13 protein-coding genes are annotated in these 18,736 nt (G+C 42.6%); 12 read left to right on the top strand and 1 reads right to left on the bottom strand.

Annotated features, from left to right (window positions below; genetic code table 11):
- Position 1: 1 nt before the first annotated feature.
- On the bottom strand, positions 2-2,077 hold the full coding sequence (locus AB1S55_RS12095; protein ID WP_370978438.1) for an LruC domain-containing protein: 2,076 nt from the start codon (positions 2,075-2,077) through the stop codon (positions 2-4).
- 495 nt (positions 2,078-2,572) lie between these two features.
- Between AB1S55_RS12095 and AB1S55_RS12090 the strand changes: the two genes are divergently transcribed.
- The 12 genes from AB1S55_RS12090 (at position 2,573) to AB1S55_RS12035 (ending at position 18,731) form a co-directional block, all read left to right on the top strand.
- A complete protein-coding gene (locus AB1S55_RS12090; protein ID WP_370978437.1) occupies positions 2,573-3,910 on the top strand; it encodes an HD domain-containing phosphohydrolase in 1,338 nt (445 codons plus the stop codon).
- A complete protein-coding gene (locus AB1S55_RS12085) occupies positions 3,910-4,464 on the top strand; it encodes a heme NO-binding domain-containing protein (RefSeq protein ID WP_370978436.1) in 555 nt (184 codons plus the stop codon). Before AB1S55_RS12090 ends, AB1S55_RS12085 begins: the two co-directional genes overlap by 1 nt.
- A gap of 27 nt (positions 4,465-4,491) precedes the next feature.
- Positions 4,492-5,427, top strand: coding sequence for a sensor histidine kinase (locus AB1S55_RS12080; RefSeq protein WP_370978435.1), 936 nt, complete (start codon positions 4,492-4,494; stop codon positions 5,425-5,427).
- A 243-nt stretch (positions 5,428-5,670) separates the two neighbouring features.
- A complete protein-coding gene (locus AB1S55_RS12075) occupies positions 5,671-8,160 on the top strand; it encodes a glycosyltransferase family 4 protein (RefSeq protein ID WP_370978434.1) in 2,490 nt (829 codons plus the stop codon).
- Position 8,161: 1 nt separating this feature from the next.
- A complete protein-coding gene (locus AB1S55_RS12070; RefSeq protein ID WP_370978433.1) occupies positions 8,162-9,325 on the top strand; it encodes a glycosyltransferase family 4 protein in 1,164 nt (387 codons plus the stop codon).
- Complete coding sequence (locus tag AB1S55_RS12065) at positions 9,315-10,865, top strand: lipopolysaccharide biosynthesis protein (protein WP_370978432.1); 1,551 nt, start codon at positions 9,315-9,317, stop codon at positions 10,863-10,865. Before AB1S55_RS12070 ends, AB1S55_RS12065 begins: the two co-directional genes overlap by 11 nt.
- Positions 10,866-11,200: 335 nt before the next feature.
- Positions 11,201-12,280, top strand: coding sequence for an O-antigen ligase family protein (locus AB1S55_RS12060; protein WP_370978431.1), 1,080 nt, complete (start codon positions 11,201-11,203; stop codon positions 12,278-12,280).
- A gap of 214 nt (positions 12,281-12,494) precedes the next feature.
- Positions 12,495-14,315 (top strand): glutamine--fructose-6-phosphate transaminase (isomerizing), encoded by a 1,821-nt coding sequence (gene glmS, locus AB1S55_RS12055; RefSeq protein WP_370978430.1) that lies wholly within the window; start codon positions 12,495-12,497, stop codon positions 14,313-14,315.
- 113 nt (positions 14,316-14,428) lie between these two features.
- On the top strand, positions 14,429-15,043 hold the full coding sequence (locus AB1S55_RS12050; protein ID WP_370978429.1) for a DapH/DapD/GlmU-related protein: 615 nt from the start codon (positions 14,429-14,431) through the stop codon (positions 15,041-15,043).
- 3 nt (positions 15,044-15,046) lie between these two features.
- Positions 15,047-16,204: a glycosyltransferase gene (locus AB1S55_RS12045; RefSeq protein WP_370978428.1), complete on the top strand. Its 1,158-nt coding sequence runs from the start codon at positions 15,047-15,049 to the stop codon at positions 16,202-16,204.
- Entirely contained in the window at positions 16,201-17,661 is a 1,461-nt protein-coding gene (locus AB1S55_RS12040) for a GumC family protein (protein WP_370978427.1), read from the top strand. Before AB1S55_RS12045 ends, AB1S55_RS12040 begins: the two co-directional genes overlap by 4 nt.
- The gene (locus tag AB1S55_RS12035) at positions 17,658-18,731 is read left to right on the top strand and encodes a glycosyltransferase (RefSeq protein WP_370978426.1); all 1,074 of its coding nucleotides are present in this window, start codon (positions 17,658-17,660) and stop codon (positions 18,729-18,731) included. Before AB1S55_RS12040 ends, AB1S55_RS12035 begins: the two co-directional genes overlap by 4 nt.
- Positions 18,732-18,736 lie beyond the last annotated feature (5 nt).

Genomic DNA, 18,736 nt, shown 5'->3' with positions numbered 1-18,736 from the left:
TCTACTCCAAGTTATTATCAATAATGTGTTCGCTATTGCTGCTTGTATTTAGATACCAATCCTTTGAAGCAGCAGCATTGGATTCAACAAACTGCTGAAACTTGGGGTAAGCCTGCAATAAGTCTCGTCGCTCAACCGGATGTGACCAAAGCCCTGGTATTTCTAAAGCCCAAGGCAAGCCGTTTTCGGTCAAAAAACTCAGACCACTTTGGTTAGATCGATCTTCAGATAAGCCCCAAAAATCGGTATTAAAGCGAGCAGAAACACCTTTATTCTTAAGGTGAATCTCTAAAGAACGCCCAGGTGCGGTTTCAAAAGTATCACCGTGATAAAGACCGGGGCTTGCAAAAATAAAGGGATTTAAAACACCTTTCGGGGCAAGAGATATATCGATAGGTACTTGCAAAGTAACAAGTAAATCAAAGCTGAATTCAGTATTCGTTTCTAGCTGCTCGCAGCCCATCTCAGTACGGTAGAAAGTACAACCACTCTCTACTGAAACAGCGCTTTTTAGGTCATTAGAAATAATAAAGACCGCATCTTCAAACGGGGCGTTATCCTCAAGAGAAACAAACTCCGTCTTAATGCCATTAATAAATAATTCAGACCCAGACTGATCAATGGATGCACTACTGATACCGTCTAACTGAATAGCAAAACCGTTATGGTAGCCTCCTCCTAGCGCTAATAACTGACCATGAATTTCATAACGTATTACATCTTGCTCGCTATTACTGTACTGGCTTGTTTGAAGAGCCATGACGACATCATTCATATCGTAATCACCTAGCTCAGGCCAGTTATCTTCAAAGGCTACGGTGACAAAACCTTTCTTCGAGGGGTAATGCATAACAGAGCTGCCAGACTCGACAACATCAATGAGGGAGTCTTCTACTTCCCCATCTGATACACCGCCGTTAGCTCCAATATTTGCCAAGCTGGAATAACGAAATCGAACCCATGTTTCACCGGCTATAGCATTGCTTGGAACCTCGATAAGAATAAAGTTACTGCCACTGCTTGCGGGCTTGTCATCGACAAATAATTCTGACTCTTCAAAGGTGCCATTTTGGTTCCAATCGGCCCATGCATTAATGACCCCAGCACCTTCTACATCCGCTACAACAACAGCATTCAAACCCGGTTCGATATTAGTGACAAACTCAATACCATCATCTTCACCACCAATACTGGAGCCGAGATATAAGTGGTCACTGATTTCATGGCGCGCACCGTTAGATTCAATATCAGAACCATAACTGGCAGGAGCATTACCAAAATCTACGCTGTCCTCCTCTGAGATGATGTCTGATATCGCGCATCTGGCACCATCGTTATTGTTTGAATGAGGTCCAAATGCAAAAAATTCAGCTGAGGGTGATTCCGCTTTAAGGTCAATGCGAAAAATATAGCCATCCGAGTTCCTGCTGATGTAGAAGTATTCGGAGGAATCAAAATAAACCGCGCCAAAGGTGCCCGACTCACCGACATTGTTAATGCGCGTGAAGTCGCCTGTGTCAGGGTCAATCGATGTCAGAAAACCATTACGATCAACCGAATAGAGGGCATTTTGACTCGGATGAAAGGCAAAATCGTAAATAGCCAGATTGAGAGTATGACCGTCAACCACCCTCTGATAACGCAAATAAGCATCCGCATTGGGGTCTAAATCAACATAATACAAGCCATAACTCGCACCTGGGCGATAAGCGTAGTACCGGTTATGAGTTAAGGAGACATCACCAACATAAAAATTAGTGTCGGGTGTATTAGTCGTAGTAATCGGACTGGCTTGGAAATGTCGATCAATTCGAATGAGTGAACGCCAACCACTACCATAGCCATAAATGTATTGATCATGAATATTAAAACCAATGGCATTGATCTTAGATGTCGTTCCTAAATCATCAGATAAGCCTTGATAGAAACCCGTTGCCAGATTAACACCATACATCTGAGCATTAGAGCCTTGAATTAAATAAGCACTACTTGGGCATTCATCAAAAGACTCCGCACCAACATCGGTAAACAGAGCAAAGCCCCAAAATGAAACCGTAATAAAAGCCAACAAACGCATGGTGTCTCTCCAAGTTGAATTCTATGAAGAGCAATGCACGAGACAAGCCAAACCTATAAGCTATTGAATTAATTACATAAAAGTAAAATAACAACTTAGTGATTTGCATTTTGGGAATAACCATTATGAAAATTAAACGGTTACATTTTCATAATGCGAATAATCATAGAAAACACCATCACTCATAACGTAGAAAAACCAGCATACCCCTAAAAACCCTGATCTATAGGCCAAGGTATGAAACTGGCTTAAGTTATGCATTAGCTATACCTAAGGATAGGCTTATTGAAAAAGAGCCAAAATGAAATGTAATGAAATGTAATGAAACACTTAGAAACCATGGAAATAGTTATAAACCCCATGACTGATAGTTCAACACGTACTATTTTATTACCTATACTTTTATAAAGGTATCGGCCCTATTTATTCGGTTATATTTGCTCATAAAAAGCAAGCATGAACTGAACGACAGTCACAGAGATGCCAAGGTGTGGAATGACGACTATGCAACAGAGTGAACAATCTCATCGACCCAAGATCTTATTTGTTGATGACGAGCGAGCCATTTTAAAATCGCTTGAGCGTTTTGCTCGCTCTCAGAACTGGGATGTTACGGTAAAAGGCTCCGGTGCAGAGGCCATAGCATCGGCAGAAGACACTGATTTTGACCTTATCGTTTCAGATATGAGAATGCCTGAGATGAGTGGTGCTGAGCTCTTGCAAACCTTTGAAAAGCAACACCCAAGAACCGTGCGTATCTTACTCACAGGGTTTAGTGACATGGATACCTTGGGCTCGGCAATCAATGACAGCCATGTCTATAACTATCTCACCAAGCCTTGGGATGAAACGCATCTTGTTAGCGTCATTGATGAAGCCTTGCAATTCAGACGCGTAGAAAAGGAACGCGATGAAGCAGAAGCACAGACCAAAACCAAAAACATAAAATTAAGCAAGCTTGCTTTGCTGCTAGACAAACAAGTCAAAGAGCGATCAATGGAGGTCAGCCAAGCGCTTAATCTTCTGCAAATCTCTCACGACAAGTCACGCGAAGCCTTATTTGAGTCAGTATCAGTAATAAACAGGATACTTGAATGGAAAGAAGGCCGAGCCCATGGACAAAGCGAATTTGTTACCCATTACGCGGTAAAGATGGCAAAGCAACTTCAGTTTAGCGATACGGATGTTGAATCCGTTCACTTAGCAGCCTTAATGCATCGAGTTGGCCTTTTAGCCCTGCCCGATGAAATCAGAAAAAAACCAATCTACGCGCTGTCTAAAGAGGAGCTGAATACGTATAAACAATATCCCTTGTGGGGGGAGCGAAGCATTAGCCATGCAAGTCAGTTAAAAAGCATTGCGAAGATTGTTCGCCACCACCGTGAATACATTAATGGCAATGGCTACCCTGATGGATTGTGCGACAAAGAGATACCGGTAGCAGCACAAATAGTCGGCCTAGTGAGTGATTTTTATGATGCCTATTCAGGCCAAATAGACAAGAACATACAAGGAGTAGAAGCAGCCAAGACTTATATAAAAGAATGGGCTGGGCGCCGACATGACGTGAACTTAGTGGATATTTTTTGGCAAGTGCTCGAAGATTTTTGTGATACATCCCTACAAACTTGCGTACTTTCAACCAATGACTTAAAACCAGGCATGATACTTAGTGAAAATATCCACTCAAAAAATAACAGCCTACTTTTAGCAAAAGACACGGTGATTAATGAGGCACAGATTAATAAACTTATTGAATATGAACAAAGCTATCGCGAGGTATTTGAAATCACCATCCGTATACCTGAAACATTAAACCTTGGGGTCGAATAATGAAAGGCGCTGTATTTATTGCACTTAATGAGCTTGTTGAAAGCCAATATGGATTAGAAGCTTGGGAAACTCTACTCAACAAAGTAGAACCAAAATGTGGTGGTGTTTATGTATCAACTGAAGACTACCCCGATACCGATGTACAGTTATTTGTTGAAGAGATATCAGCGCTATTACAACGCCCATCAACAGAGGTAACGAGGATATTTGGCCACTTTCTATTTAGTGAGCTAAACACAAAGTACCCAATTTTTTCGCAACAATGCAGCGAGTTATTTGAGTTTTTAGATAGCATAGAAAAAGTCATTCATAAAGAGGTCAGAAAGTTGTATGACAACCCTTCCCTTCCCTCTCTAACTTGCAATCGTATCTCGACCAATAAGCTAAAAATTGAATATCGTTCACCCAGAAAACTTTGCTACCTTGCAGAGGGGCTTGTTCAAGGCGCCAGCGAACATTACCAAACCCCCATATCCTTGGAGCACAGCAGCTGTATGCATAAGGGGGATGAGCATTGCTGTTTTCTGATTCAAAAAATCGATAATAACCACTAGCCCTATCTCGAGAAGGGAGCCTCACTTATGTCGTCTACAGACTACAAAGCAGCCTATCTCCGCCAAAAAGAGGCCCGCATTAAGGCAGAGCAGCTATTAGAAGACCGATCTAGAGAGCTATACGACTCCAACCAAACATTGATCAAAGCTTATGACAAATTAAAAAAAACCAATGCCAAATTATTACATCAAGAAAAACTAGCATCTATTGGCCAACTCAGTGCGGGTGTCGCACATGAAATTAATAACCCCGCTGGCTATGTCAAGAGCAACCTCAATTCCTTAACCCGCTATATATGTTCTGTCTCAGACTATTTAGTCGAAATAGAAAAGCTTAGCAGCCAACAAGAAGCGTCGGCCGAACAAGTAGTCAAGCTTAAAGAAGAGTACGACATTGACTACATTATGGGTGACTTAAAAGAAATCCTCGATGACTCTTTAGAAGGCATGGAACGAGTCGCTAGCATTGTGCAATCGCTGAAGGACTTTGCACGGCCCGATACCGAAGAAAGTGAAGCTTACGACATTAATCATTGCATAGATAACACCTTAAAACTGGTCAACAATGAAATAAAATACAAAGCCGAGATCAACATTCAATACGGTCAATTGCCCATGGTTGTAGGGCAAGCTGGTAACATGGGGCAAGTGATTCTAAACCTATTAATGAATGCTGCGCAAGCTATTGAAAATCGAGGCACCATCACAATCCAAACTGAGTTTATAGATCAGTACGTCAATATCAAAATCACTGATACAGGCACAGGTATCCCCAAAGACATACAAAGTAGAATATTTGATCCCTTTTTCACTACCAAAAAAGTCGGTGATGGCACAGGTCTGGGCCTATCGATTGTGCATAGCATTATCAAAAAACAAGGTGGAGATATTCATATACAAAGTGAGGTAAATAAAGGCACAGAGTTCAACATTAGCCTGCCGGTAGAGGGCCCTCAACCTTAATATCAAACACAGTACAGCTCTGCCAAAATGCGAATCATGATTTGCAAAATGCAAAGAAGGCGCTCAAGCAATGCTAAAGCCACCGTCACTAGCATACGGCAAACCCTAACAAGCCCTAAACATCCCCAAATTAGTCAATAAAATCAATCACTTAAAAAAACATAAGACGTGATTGACTTGGCCTATCAAACCCGGCACCGCTCTTGCTATTACCTAGTTATCTTACACTCTAGGAGAGCGCTCATGCCTGCAGCACACCCCGTTTGCCTTGTTTTGGACTCAGCTCGATACGGCGGAATTGAAGCACATGTCGCTCAGCTAGCATCAGGCCTAAATGCCAATCGTATCGCTGTACTGGTCGTGTTTTTAAATGACTACCGTGAGCGTGTTGGCCCGCATCCTTTAATCGACTTTCTCGAAAAAGAGCAGCTCGATTACAAGGTACTAGATGGACGCTTTTCCAGCCTTAAGCGATTAATTAAAACGCTGCCCGTACTGCTTTGCCACGCACATGGCTATAAAGCGGGGATCTATTCACGCATGGCTTGTTTAAAGCATCAAACACCATGTATTACCACCTATCACGCAGGTGAAAAACCCAAAGGAAAACTAAAACTCTACGATCTAATCGATCGCGTCACGGCAAGACTTAACACCCACAGCACGGCTGTTTCAGAAGAAATCGCAAGACGTGTTTATGGCCCCTGCCATCAGCTCAATAATTTCATTAATGTGGATAATGTCAAACCGAGCGGTGGAAACAAGATCGGTTTTGTGGGCCGTTTAAGTGAAGAGAAAGCGCCTCAAACATTTGTATCCTTAGCCGCTTCGTTTCCTGATTATCAGTTTGACCTATTTGGAGATGGTCCTCTGCGTGAATCACTAGAGCAGAACCTAAGTGCCAATTGCCAGCTCCATGGCCATGTAAACATGGAGCAGCACTGGCAAAGATTAGAATACCTTGTGATTTGCTCACGCTTTGAAGGTTTGCCACTGTGCTTATTAGAAGCCATGGCTCGGGGTATTATTGTTATAAGTTACGACTTAGGACAAATAGGAAAAGTAATACAAAACGAGATCAACGGTTTTATTGTACAAACAGGAAACCCTAGCCAATTAAAAAGCACATTAAACAAAGCCTTATTACTTGATCAACAGCAAAAGGATGAAATCAGAAAACAAGCCATACAAAGTATCTATCAACACTATTCAAGGCAGGCAGTCCTGCCCCAGTATGTGTCCCAGTATCAAGTAAGCCTCAATAAGCATGCATCTAAGCCTCAACAAACTAAGGGTTCAAATGCAAAGGGTTCAAATGCAATTAAGCTCTTAAATCCTGCAAACTCGACCACGCCCCTTAATCCAGACATAGCTAACATGCCAACAGCAACAAACCAAAGCAAGCAAGGCATAACCGTCTTATTTGTTCATTTTGGTGAAGATTGGATTCGCGGAAGCGAAGTATGCTTAATTAATTTAGTAAGTAGCATTCATAAGTACAACGTCACCCCGATTGTTTGGTGTAACTCTAAAACACTTAAGAAGGAGTTAATCAAGCGAGGTATTAGTGTTATTCAGCAGCCCTTTACCGTACTGCTTGGCTGGGAAAAGCCTAAATTTAACCTTAGCGGTTTCTTTAAACAAATAAAACAAGGCGCCATACTAATTAAAGAGCACCGCATTGACGTAGTACATAGCAATGGTGGTGCACCAAATCAGTGGATGCTTATTGCTGCACGAAAAACATCGACCCCTATAGTCACACAACTCCATGCACCCTATATCGCAAGGGATAGAGCCACCCTTTCATTGCGTGACCCAGATATTATAGTGGGGGTTAGTCAGGCAGTCATTGAACCTTTTCTGTCCCCCTATAAACGGCCAAAGGCACTTAATAGAAAATCAGGATCACAAATAAGAGAGCCACTACTGTACGAGAAAAAGAATCATCAAGGTGACAATGGGTGTTCAAAAGCAAAGTCCACAAAAACGAATAAATATCGAGTTATTTACAACGGAATCGATCTATCTAAGTATTCAGAAGCTCAAACAAGTCAATTAAACATTCGCAATAAGCTGGGCATTAAACACGATAGCTTTGTGATTGCTTCTGTTGGCTCTCTTATTCATAGAAAGGGTTTTGATCTATTAATAAAAGCCGTTTACAGATTAAGATCCGAAGAAAAAGTAAACGCTGAACTAATCATTATTGGCGATGGCGAAGAGAGCAACAAACTGAAAAAACTATGCTCTACCCTAAAACTAACCCCCTATATACACTTCTTAGGCGAGCGTAACGATGTCAATCAGATCCTGAGTTCAAATATTGATGTGTTTGCTTCTGGAGCTCGTGACGAGGCTTTTGGCTTAGTCCTAGCTGAAGCAGGAGCAGCAGGTCTTGCAGCAGTTGCTCCGGCCGTTGGTGGCATAGCCGAAGTCATTGAACACGACAAAAGCGGTTTACTTGTTGCCCCTAATTCACATAAAGAGCTAAGCCATTCCTTGCTTAAACTACATAGATACCCCGCTCTTAGAAAAAAAATGGGGACTTATGCAAAGACACGCTGTTTTAGTCAATTCTCATTAGAACGCAACACCCAAAACTTTTATGTCATCTATAAAAGTTTACACACTCAATACCAAAAGCCATCCCTAGTGGAACGCATACATACTTATTTAAGCCCTCTCATCTCCATCATCAACTTAAAGCTAACACGACTCTTAGAGGGATAAAATGAACAAAGAAACAAGCCATAACTATATTTCAGTATTTGATGCCATCCCTTATTTCGGAGGCTCCAAAGTTGCCAGCAAAACCTACTTAAAGTTACTATATAAACGTGGCTTGAGCATTGAGGTATTCACTCAAGACCCCGAATCTTGGCAAGAAAACAGCTATATTAAAAATAGCTTTAATGAACCTAAGCATTTTATCGACCAAGAATACGGAATGGGGTTTTATTTAAAAACAGCGTGGCTAAGCTGCCTCTATTTGATAAACCTAATTAAACTAATTATTAAGCATAAGAAACGACCTTTATGTATTACAGGTATTTCTGGGCCTGGTATTGATGCCGCGATGTATCTAGCAGCCAAACTATTGAATATACCTATTATTCAACTAGTACACGGCCCCATCGGCGCATCTAAACTCTCACACATACTCTTACACAACACCCACATTATTGCCTGTTTAAAAAGCGAGTATAAAAAACTAATCACAATGCTAGCCATCGATATAAAGGCAAATGCTGGCCCCCGTGTAATTCAGTTTGACAACGGCATTGATAACAGCGATTGGCCAAGCCCATCTCATTCAGAATTCAATACACCTAAGATTTTTTGGTCAGCATCCTTACTTAAATGGAAACGATTGGATCTTTTCACAGAAGCATTCAAGCAAGCATCGACACTGCGAACCATGCACGCATGCATCACGTATCTACGCCCAAGTAATACCAAACATGCCCAATGCAAAGCGCCACAAGCCAGCGATCGTATTGAGACGTTTGAAAAACCAGAACAGTTAAATGACTTACGTGCACACTGCAATATGTTTGTTTCAAGTTCTAAGAATGAACCTTTTGGCCTGTCTATTCTAGAGGCCATGGCCGCAGGTTTATGCATCATCATTCCAGAAGATGGTGCGTACTGGGATACAAAGCTTATACACACATACAATTGCATTAAATATAAGGCCAACTCAGTAGAGGATCTCAAAGCGAAGCTCCTGTTTCTTGCTGATAATATGCATATCAGTAAAGCGCTTGCGTTAAAGGGCAGAGAATTCGCACAGCAGTACAAAGCCGAGACAAGCTACAAAGAATTACTTGATAACACCGAACGGCTTTGCCACATGACTAGCCAAGATAAGCTGGGTGACTGCAATGAGAGCTAATAAGACCTTGCTTCGCTCACTGCTTTACGCAGGCAGTACCGTTTATATGAAGGGTATTTCGCTGTTTATGGTGCCTTTAGTCGTATCATACTTGCAGCCTGAACAATATGGACGCCTAGAATACATAGGCAGTTTTGCGATTCTTCTGAGTGTCATTGTAGCTTATGGCTTAGAAGACACACTTTACCGTTATGCATGTAGCTCAGCGTCAAAGCTACGAGCCAAGACCATGGCTTCACGTATCTTCGGCCTTGTCATATTAATAAGCCTGATATTTTTTGCTTTGTTTAGCCTGTTGATTCCATTTTATGCAGAGTTTATTAACATCAGCCCTTACTTATGCCTATTACTTATTCTTAGCCTCTCATTTGAAGGCCTTATTGCCGTACCTCTTGGCTGGATGCGTATCAACGACCGTTTTATAAGCTACTGTAGTTTAAATATCGGTAGAGCGACGTTGCAGGCCCTGCTCACTCTTTACCTGCTAAGCCGTGGGCATGGCTTAGCAGGCGTCTTTGAAGCAAGCTGTTTGACCACCGTTTTAACGGGCATGATCTGTTTGTTTATACAAAAAAAAGACACAGGTTGTACTCTCTCACTCAGGCACAGCTACGTGTTTATCAAATATGCCTCCCCTATCGTTGCTGGGGGCCTGTTAGCCTTTTGCCTAAACGGCTTTGACCGTTGGATGATCGCAGAGACAGCAAGCCTAACAGATCTAGCTATATATGCCGTCACCTGTAAGTTTGCACTGGCCCTAACCATTGCCATGCAACCCTACGGCATGTGGTGGTCACCCACTCGCTTTTCTTTGTTAGATACATCTAACAAACATCAAAAAGCCACAAAATTTGCGTTATTAGGTATTTACCAAGTACTGCTCTTCTCTATTGGTATTGCTAGCTTGGCACCGCTGCTCATCATCTATTTATTCGACTCTGAATTCATAGCTTGCATTAGTATGCTAACACCACTACTAGCGGCCTATGCAATTAAAGAAAGTGCTGAATTTCTTAATATCGGCTGCTATACAACACATTCAACAACAAGCCAAATGAAGGTCATGTTTATTAGTGCTGTAGCCGGTGTTTTAGCTATGTTTGTTTTAGCGCCTATGTTTTCGCTAATAGGCATCATCCTAAGTTTACTAATTGCGCAAACAACACGCACCGTATTGCTTTATATTTATTCACAACGTCAAGTTAACTTAGACATAGCCTATGGCAGAATGATCCTTTTATTGGTATCAAGCTATGTAGGCATTTACGTAGCTAATCAGGTATTTATAAGTGAACTAACTACAAACATACACGAAGACAAACTCAGCCTAATTATAAAAACCTGCTTGGTGACCATCTTCTTAGCAGCGACAGCAAGCATCGTATTTTTAGTTTTATTCTATAAGCAGCTAGGTATTTGCATAAGCCATCGTTCATCAGAAAACGAATATGCCCACATGCTTATATTCCACTTTTCCAGTATCAAACTTATAGAAAGAGTAAAAAAACGAACTAACAAATACAAAAGAGGCTTAGCATGAAGTCTAAGCCTGAAAAAACCTTAGCAAAGCCCACATCTCGTTTTATACGGATTCCTTACGAGGCGTGGCTTATGCTTATAATCTGCCTAGTTTTATATGTCATCTGGCCTTTACTCCCACACCCAGTACTTATGCTGATTATATGCGCCCTGCCACTAGCCTTTGTCTTTGTGGTTAAGAACACATTCATACTGGTTTTATTGTTCGTTATTTTCTCTTTTTTTAGAATACATGAAGTCATCCCTCAGCTTTATTCATTAAAGATCCCTTTGCTCCTGTCTCTAGCCTGTCTTTTTTCAATGTTTTGGCATATCGCAATAAGTAAAGAACTAAAGGTGTATTGGCGACCTGAATTGCTAGTTGCTTTAGCTTTTTTTGCGTTGGTCACTGTCGGTCTTGTCTTTGCAAGTAACCGAGGTGTGGCACTGCACTACTATAAAAGTGTGTATTGGAAAATCATCCTTATGATGCTCGCAATAGCATGGCTTACCCGCGAGCATAAAGATTTCTCTAAATACTCAATTAGCATTGTGCTTTTTGGCATGCTTGTAGGAATAACAGCGCTATATAACAAGTTCAATGGCATCGGCATGGTTGAAGAAACACGAGTAACTATTGGCCGTCATCTCGGCTCCGTTCTAGGGGACCCAAATGATCTGGCCCTTGTTTTGATGTTTCCTTTTGCTTTTGCAGTCGGGCTCGCCCTCACCAAATCCTTAGCAAGCAGCCACCGTCTTGTGGGCATTATTGGTACCCCTATATTCTTTTTTGCTGTTCTAGCAACACAAAGTCGGGGCGGACTATTAGGGGTTTTATCGATTCTTGCGGTTTTTGGCTATAGAAAGATAAAATCCAAAGTGTTACTTGCTTCGCTTGCAGCAATAACAGCCATCATATTGTTTGCAGTTGCGGGGATCGCTGATAGAAAATCCGGCGGTGCTGCCGAAGAAGGTCTAGACGCTTCAGCCCAAGGACGGCTCTATGCCTGGGAGGCTGCCGCCAAAATGGCGGTCGAAAACCCACTCACAGGCGTCGGTATTGATAATTTTTACTCTAATTATTATTACTACAGCTCTCACTGGGACGGCTTAAACCACGCCGTTCACAGCACTTGGTTTGGGGTGCTAGCCGAAACAGGCTTTATCGGGCTATTGGTTTTTATAACACTTATCATTTGCTTACTGGTCTCCACCAAATGCAGCCTCGAAACCATTATTAACTACCAGTATTGGCGCAATGCCAAAGAGCAAGCAATCATGACCGCCACATCGGAATCCTTATTGGCAGGCCTAATTGCGACCATTGTTTCTGGCACCTTCCTTACTCAAGGCTTCACTTGGCCCATTTATATCTTTGCCGGCCTAGTTGTCGCCCTTGCTCAGTGGACTCAAGCTAACTGCACAAACAAGGCCTAAGGCCGGCTCGAGATGCATATCGGTACGAAGCCTATTCTTAGAAAATAAGCTTGAGAACGTCATGCAATATGAGTCGCATTTTGCAAACACCCCAAACAAACATTATGCCTGCTTACTAAAAACAAGCTAAACCATTGATTTAATTGAATTAAAAAACTGGCACAGCTTCTGCTAAACACCCTATATATCACTCATATATCCACTGGAGAATACGATGTGCGGGATCTTTGCAGCCATTAATGAGCAATCAGTAACAAAACAACTTCTACACGGTTTAGCCGCACTGTCCTATCGAGGCTACGACTCTGCAGGTATTGCGGTTATGCATAACGGAGCTCTCAGCCGAGCACGTTGTGAAGGTAAATTAGAGAATTTAGAGCAGCATCTAAACTGCAATCCTATTGACGGCGGTGTTGGCATAGCACATACACGCTGGGCGACACACGGGCTGCCAAATGAAAGAAATGCCCACCCTCACATGACAGCCAAAGTGGCCGTAGTACACAATGGAATTGTTGAAAATGCACAACAATTACGTGATTTTTTAGAGAAAAATGGTCAAGAGTTTGAGTCAGAAACTGACAGCGAGAGCATTGCTCAGTTAATTACTTTTTATTTAAACAGTGGCTATGACGAAGAACTGGCCCTGAAATCAGCTCTAGAAAAAATTGAAGGCAGTTACGGCTTGGTCATTATGTTTAATGATGACCCTAATTCACTGTATGCCGCTAAATATGCAAGCCCCCTTGTGATTGGTAAATCTGAAAACGGTCTTTATATCTCATCGGATGAAAATGCACTCATCGGTCTAGCCTCTCACGTACTGCATCTAGCAGACGGCGAACTAATAAAGTTAAACGCACATAAACTCACACGTATTGACACTGCCGAAGAGCTATCAAAAGAGTTTGAAGCGGTTTCAAATGACCAGCGTCGATCAGATAAAGGCAGGCACAATCACTATATGCTCAAAGAAATTTACGAGCAGCCAGAAGTCTTTAATCGCTGCTGGCATCAGTACTTTGATAAAAAAAACAACGGCTTTAAAAACTTAGATTTAAAAATAGCGACTAGCCACATTAGTCGTATAAGCATCATCGCCTGCGGAACATCCTATTTTGCAGGTATGGTCGCTAAGCAATGGTTAGAAACACAGGCAGGCATGCCTGTAGATCTAGAAATAGCATCCGAGTATCGATACCGAGAAGCCCCAATTGTAGGCAACAGTGTTTCTGTATTTATTTCCCAGTCTGGCGAAACCGCTGACACACTTGCCGCCCTACAGCACGCTAAAGCGATGGGCCAACCCACCATCGCACTGGTAAATGTCATTAACAGCAGCATGGCACGAGAAGCCGATTTAGCCATGCCCACCCTTGCAGGGCCCGAAATTGGAGTCGCTTCAACCAAAGCCTTTATGTCACAACTCACCAGTTTATTGAGCTTATCCATCAGTGTTGCTAAAGCGAACTTACGATTCAGCCCTGCAGATGAGCAGTTACTGATTAAAGACATGCAGAGCTTTGCCAATGCCTTAACTCAGGCTATTGAACAAACCGAAGAGGTGATAAAGGTAGCTAAGAAATTACAGCACAAAAAAAGCGCCTTATTTCTAGGCCGAGGCCCCGCCTTTGCACTTGCAGAAGAAGGCGCATTAAAGCTCAAAGAAATTAGCTACATTCATGCAGAGGCATACGCCGCAGGTGAATTAAAGCATGGGCCCTTAGCACTTGTAGACAAAGATATGCCTATCGTTGTCATTGCACCACCTGGAAAACTTACCGCCAAAACAATCTCTAACCTACGAGAAGTCGCTTCGCGTGGAGGAGAAATATGTTTAATCAGTAATAAACAACATATCGAAGACTGCCAAAACTTCATCGCAAACGGCATTGAAATGGCAGAGGTAAACGAATTTTTGCAACCACTGCTGTATTGCATTCCCCTACAACTCATTGCATATCACACCGCATGCTTACTTGGCCATGATGTTGACCAGCCTAGAAACTTAGCCAAATCAGTAACGGTGGAATAATCATGACAAGCACTAGCCTAAATACGATGAAACATTGGCTCAAAAACTCTGAGGCCCCGGCTGCTCGCCATATAATGACGAGTTATCGCTCGCTGCAAACGCTCGAGCTGCCCATGCCCAGGTTAATTGCTTCCGCATTGTATCAACTGCATTCTAAGCTGAAGAGCTTTCTTAGTAGCCTTAGCCGAGCGCTTTATTTCAGCCCCATATTTAGAAGTAAAACCAGCCAATGCGGAAAAAACCTGTTTCTCTATGGTGGACTCCCCTACATCGCAGGGCCGCTGGATATACAGCTAGGCCATAACTGTCGAATATCAGGTAAAACAACGTTCACTGGCCGCATGTCTAACAAGATCAGCCCACAACTGATCGTAGGAGACAATGTTGACATCGGTTGGCAATCGACCATCGCTGTGGGCCGTAAAGTTTCACTCGGTGATAACGTGCGAATAGCCGGTGGATGCTTTATGGCAGGCTACCCAGGCCACCCAGTCCAAGCCCTAGCTCGCGCAAAGGGCTTGCCCGATAACGACAAGCAAGCCAAGGACATCATCCTTGATCACGACGTATGGGTCGGTACCGGGGTAACGATTATTGGCGGTGTTCATATCGGTCACTCAAGTATTATTGCAGCAGGTTCCGTGGTCACGAAGTCCTTACCCAGTGGGGTACTTGCCGGCGGCAACCCAGCCACAGTCATCCGTAAACTATCCAAAAACGAGGAATAAACCATGAAACGTGAGTTGATTGTTTTTGGCGAAGATTGGGCAAGCTTACCCAGCAGTACCCAACACCTTATTTCACATATTTCAAAACAAAGAACGGTTGTGTGGATAAACTCAATCGGCTTGCGTAAACCACAATTAAACGCTTACGACATGCTGCGAGTCATTAAAAAACTGTACAACAGCACAGCTCGTTTTTTATTTAGTGGCAAGAAAAATAAAAACCGTCAACAAGCCAAAGTAAGTAGCGATAAGCTGTTTGTTTACAACCTATTATCCTTACCAGCCCCCCGCTACGCATGGGAGCGTTTTATTGCAAAAAAGCTATTATCTGCACAGATAAAATCACTTATCGCTCGCCACAAACTTAATCACTTTGCACTTTGGTCCTCACTTCCTACAGCTTCGGACCTAATAGACGAATTCCCCACAACACCGTTTATATACTACTGTTGTGACGACTTTACAGGCCTTGCAGGTGTCGACCATCGTTGCGCCAAAATCCATGAAAAGAAACTAGCAAAAGAAGCAGACCTAATACTTGCAACAAGCCAAAGGCTCAAAGAGCGGTTTACTCATAGCCACTGCCACTATCTTACACACGGTGTAGATTATGAATTATTTTCAAAACCGACTGCAGCTGCTCAGCAACTGCCATCAAATGGGCGCCCGACAGCCGGGTTTTATGGCAGCATTGCCTCATGGTTAGATCTTTCACTATTAGAAGAGGTAATTTGTGAGCTCAGTGATTGGAACTTCGTTTTTATTGGCTCAGAGGCAATTGATGTATCCCACATCAAAAAGCTAAAAAACACCTATTTTTTAGGCCCTATTGAGCATTCAAAGCTACCTAGCTTCAGCCAGCACTGGCAAGTATCCCTGCTCCCTTTTAAAGATAATGCGCAAATACAATCTTGCAATCCACTTAAGCTAAAAGAATATTTAGCAAGCGGAACACCCATTGTCTCAACCCCCTTCCCTTCAGCGTGTGCATATCAAGATCAAATTACCCTAGTCAACAATGCCAAGGATATGTGTCGCGCCATTAAACGCAGCCATCAACATGCGGCACCTAGTGCAAAGACTCAACGTCAAGACCTAGTCAAAAAAGAAAGCTGGCTCACCAAGTCAAAACAAGTCGAGTATTGGATTGATGCGCTATGAATAACTTACCCCTGCAGTTTTATCGCATTCTTTTGGCCGCTTGGCGCCGACGCTACTTAATTGTCGTACCTATTTTAACCCTACCCATCTTTGGGGTAGTCATCGCTCTTAATAGCACCAAGCAATATGCTTCACACACCAGCATGCTGATTCAAGAAACAGCAAAAATGAACCCTTTTTTGGAAGATTTAGCTGTATCAGCCATGCTCAAAGAGCGTATAGATGCACTTAAAACCTTACTTCATAGCCGCCACATTCTCACTCAAGTAGCCTTGGATCTAGAGCTAATTAACGATCAAAGCAGTGACTACGAAAAAGATAAAGCGATCCATAAGCTTGCAGCCAATCTCAGCATGTCCGTTGTAGGTAAAGATCTAATCCGCATAGACCTAAAAGCCTCTTCACCAGAAAAAATGAAACAAACACTTGAAGTGGTCAGCTCACGCTTTGTAGAACAACTACTAGCCCCAGAGCGCTCCTCTATCTCAGACTCCATGCAGTTCCTCGAACAATTATTAGAGAAACGTCAAAGCGAATTGAGCAACTCAGAAAAAGCCTTAGCAGATTTCAGAACAAAGCATAAACGTGCTCTGCCAGAAATGGATACTCTTAATATGTCTCGCTTGGCAAGCTTAAGAAAGGACCTTGCTGAGCGGCAAGCTATTTTGGCAGGCGCGCAAAGCAATGTAGGAGGCATCAGCCAACTGCTTTCGAGCACCAACCCTGTGGTAGGAAAAATTGAAGAACAGATCATTAAAGCTCAGGGTGAACTTGCGGTATTACGATCACGCTATACAGACAAGCACAGCAAAATCAAAGGCATCACTCGCCAACTCAAGCGCCTTGAGCAAGAGCGTCAGAAGTTACTTTCTGAAAATGGCAAGCTCGTCACCGAAGATCAGTTATGGGATAGAGCAAGTTCTATAGAAAGCACATCTAAGGATGGTGAGTCTACCATTCTCATTTCGCAACTTCAGGATTTGCAATCTGCAAAAAACAAAGCCAATCGACTCCAAGAAGAGGTCAAGCAAATCACTCAAATGATCAAAGAGATCGAGGCCAGTCAGGCTGATTTCCGTGAACATGAGGACGAACTATTTAGTTTGCAACGTAATTTAAGAGTCAAGCGCAACCTTTTTGAAAACCTACTGGAAAGACGCGAAATGGCAGAGGTTATGGGCTCTCTAGGGCAGTTCGAACAAGCCAAGCGCATCAAAATAATAGATCGCCCTTTCACACCAAGCAGCCCAACTAATCTGCCTTTAATCTTACACGTCCTACTTGGTTTAGTTGCTGGGGCACTATTAGGCACCGGTCTTGCAACGGTCTTAGAACTGACAAACACAACAGTTAAGTACAGCGAACATATAGAACAAATAACCAAACTTAAAGTGATAAGTCGTATCGCGCCGTTAAGCAGGCACGAGCACAATAACTACTTAGCAGGTGAACTATGAAAACCATCATACAAGTTGTGCAGCATCTCACACCAGGCGGCATAGAAGTTATGGCGCTAGAGATTCTTCGCCTAAAAGCTAAAGAAACGCACATGATCATCGTTAGCTTGGAAGGAAAAAAAGAGGATATGCTAGGCAAGTGGTCTCGCTTAAAACGCTTTGAAGACAACTTAATTTTCTTAAACAAAAAACCAGGTTATTCCCTAATAACACTAACAAAGTTACTGTACATCTTTACTAAGCATCAACCTATCGCTGTATTAAGCCACCATATTGGCCCCTTGTTTTACGCAGGGCTTTGTGCCCGCTTAAGTTTTGTTAAAAACATAATTCATACGGAACACGACGCCTGGCATCTTGAAGACCAAGATCGAAGAAAGTTAGAGCATAAGCTACTTCGCTTAGTCCGACCAACATTTGTAGCAGATAGTAAAACCGTACAGTGCTCATTTGAAAAGTACATACCCAACATTAAAAGCCAAGTCATTAGTAATGGCATAGATACCGAATACTTTAGCCCCGGAGACAGAAAAACCGCGAGGAAAGAACTCAAGCTACCTGAACATGATTATATTATTGGTAGCGCAGGCCGCTTAGAAAAAGTAAAAGGCCACCACATATTAATTAAATCCCTTATTCATCTTCCTGAAAACTACTGTGTTGCTATCGCAGGATCAGGCAGTCAATTACAACATTTAAAGCAACTAGCAGTAGAGCATAAGGTTTCACATCGCGTCTATTTCCTTGGCCACCAAGAATCTATGCAACGTTTCTATCAGTCTCTTAATGTTTTTTGCTTACCCTCATTTAACGAAGGCATGCCCTTAGCTCCTTTAGAAGCACAGGCTTGTAATGTGCCTTGCATATTGAGCAACGTGGGAGGTTGTGTAGAGGCTATGTGCCCCAAGAGCGGCCAACTAATACCTGCTGGCAGCCCCAGCGCTTTATCAGAGGCCATCTTACAAATAAGTAGCATTGAGTCGGAACTTGCACCGCGTGATTTTGTTGTTAAGCATGCAAACATCAAAACCATGACCCATAAATACATTGAATTATGCCTAGCGGGGTAAGCCTT

Origin of the sequence: Agaribacterium sp. ZY112 (assembly GCF_041346925.1) — a bacterium.
Lineage (GTDB): Bacteria > Pseudomonadota > Gammaproteobacteria > Pseudomonadales > Cellvibrionaceae > Agaribacterium.
This window is presented reverse-complemented; position numbering and strand designations above follow the sequence as displayed.

Excerpts from the sequence above, each read along its gene's own strand:
- AB1S55_RS12035 (WP_370978426.1), top strand. The coding sequence starts at position 17,658 with ATGAAAACCATCATACAAGTTGTGCAGCATCTCACACCAGGCGGCATA.
- AB1S55_RS12090 (WP_370978437.1), top strand. The coding sequence starts at position 2,573 with ATGACGACTATGCAACAGAGTGAACAATCTCATCGACCCAAGATCTTA.
- AB1S55_RS12085 (WP_370978436.1), top strand. The coding sequence starts at position 3,910 with ATGAAAGGCGCTGTATTTATTGCACTTAATGAGCTTGTTGAAAGCCAA.
- AB1S55_RS12080 (WP_370978435.1), top strand. The coding sequence starts at position 4,492 with ATGTCGTCTACAGACTACAAAGCAGCCTATCTCCGCCAAAAAGAGGCC.
- AB1S55_RS12040 (WP_370978427.1), top strand. The coding sequence starts at position 16,201 with ATGAATAACTTACCCCTGCAGTTTTATCGCATTCTTTTGGCCGCTTGG.
- AB1S55_RS12070 (WP_370978433.1), top strand. The coding sequence starts at position 8,162 with ATGAACAAAGAAACAAGCCATAACTATATTTCAGTATTTGATGCCATC.
- AB1S55_RS12095 (WP_370978438.1), bottom strand. The coding sequence starts at position 2,077 with ATGCGTTTGTTGGCTTTTATTACGGTTTCATTTTGGGGCTTTGCTCTG.
- AB1S55_RS12075 (WP_370978434.1), top strand. The coding sequence starts at position 5,671 with ATGCCTGCAGCACACCCCGTTTGCCTTGTTTTGGACTCAGCTCGATAC.
- glmS (WP_370978430.1), top strand. The coding sequence starts at position 12,495 with ATGTGCGGGATCTTTGCAGCCATTAATGAGCAATCAGTAACAAAACAA.
- AB1S55_RS12050 (WP_370978429.1), top strand. The coding sequence starts at position 14,429 with ATGCCCAGGTTAATTGCTTCCGCATTGTATCAACTGCATTCTAAGCTG.
- AB1S55_RS12065 (WP_370978432.1), top strand. The coding sequence starts at position 9,315 with ATGAGAGCTAATAAGACCTTGCTTCGCTCACTGCTTTACGCAGGCAGT.
- AB1S55_RS12045 (WP_370978428.1), top strand. The coding sequence starts at position 15,047 with ATGAAACGTGAGTTGATTGTTTTTGGCGAAGATTGGGCAAGCTTACCC.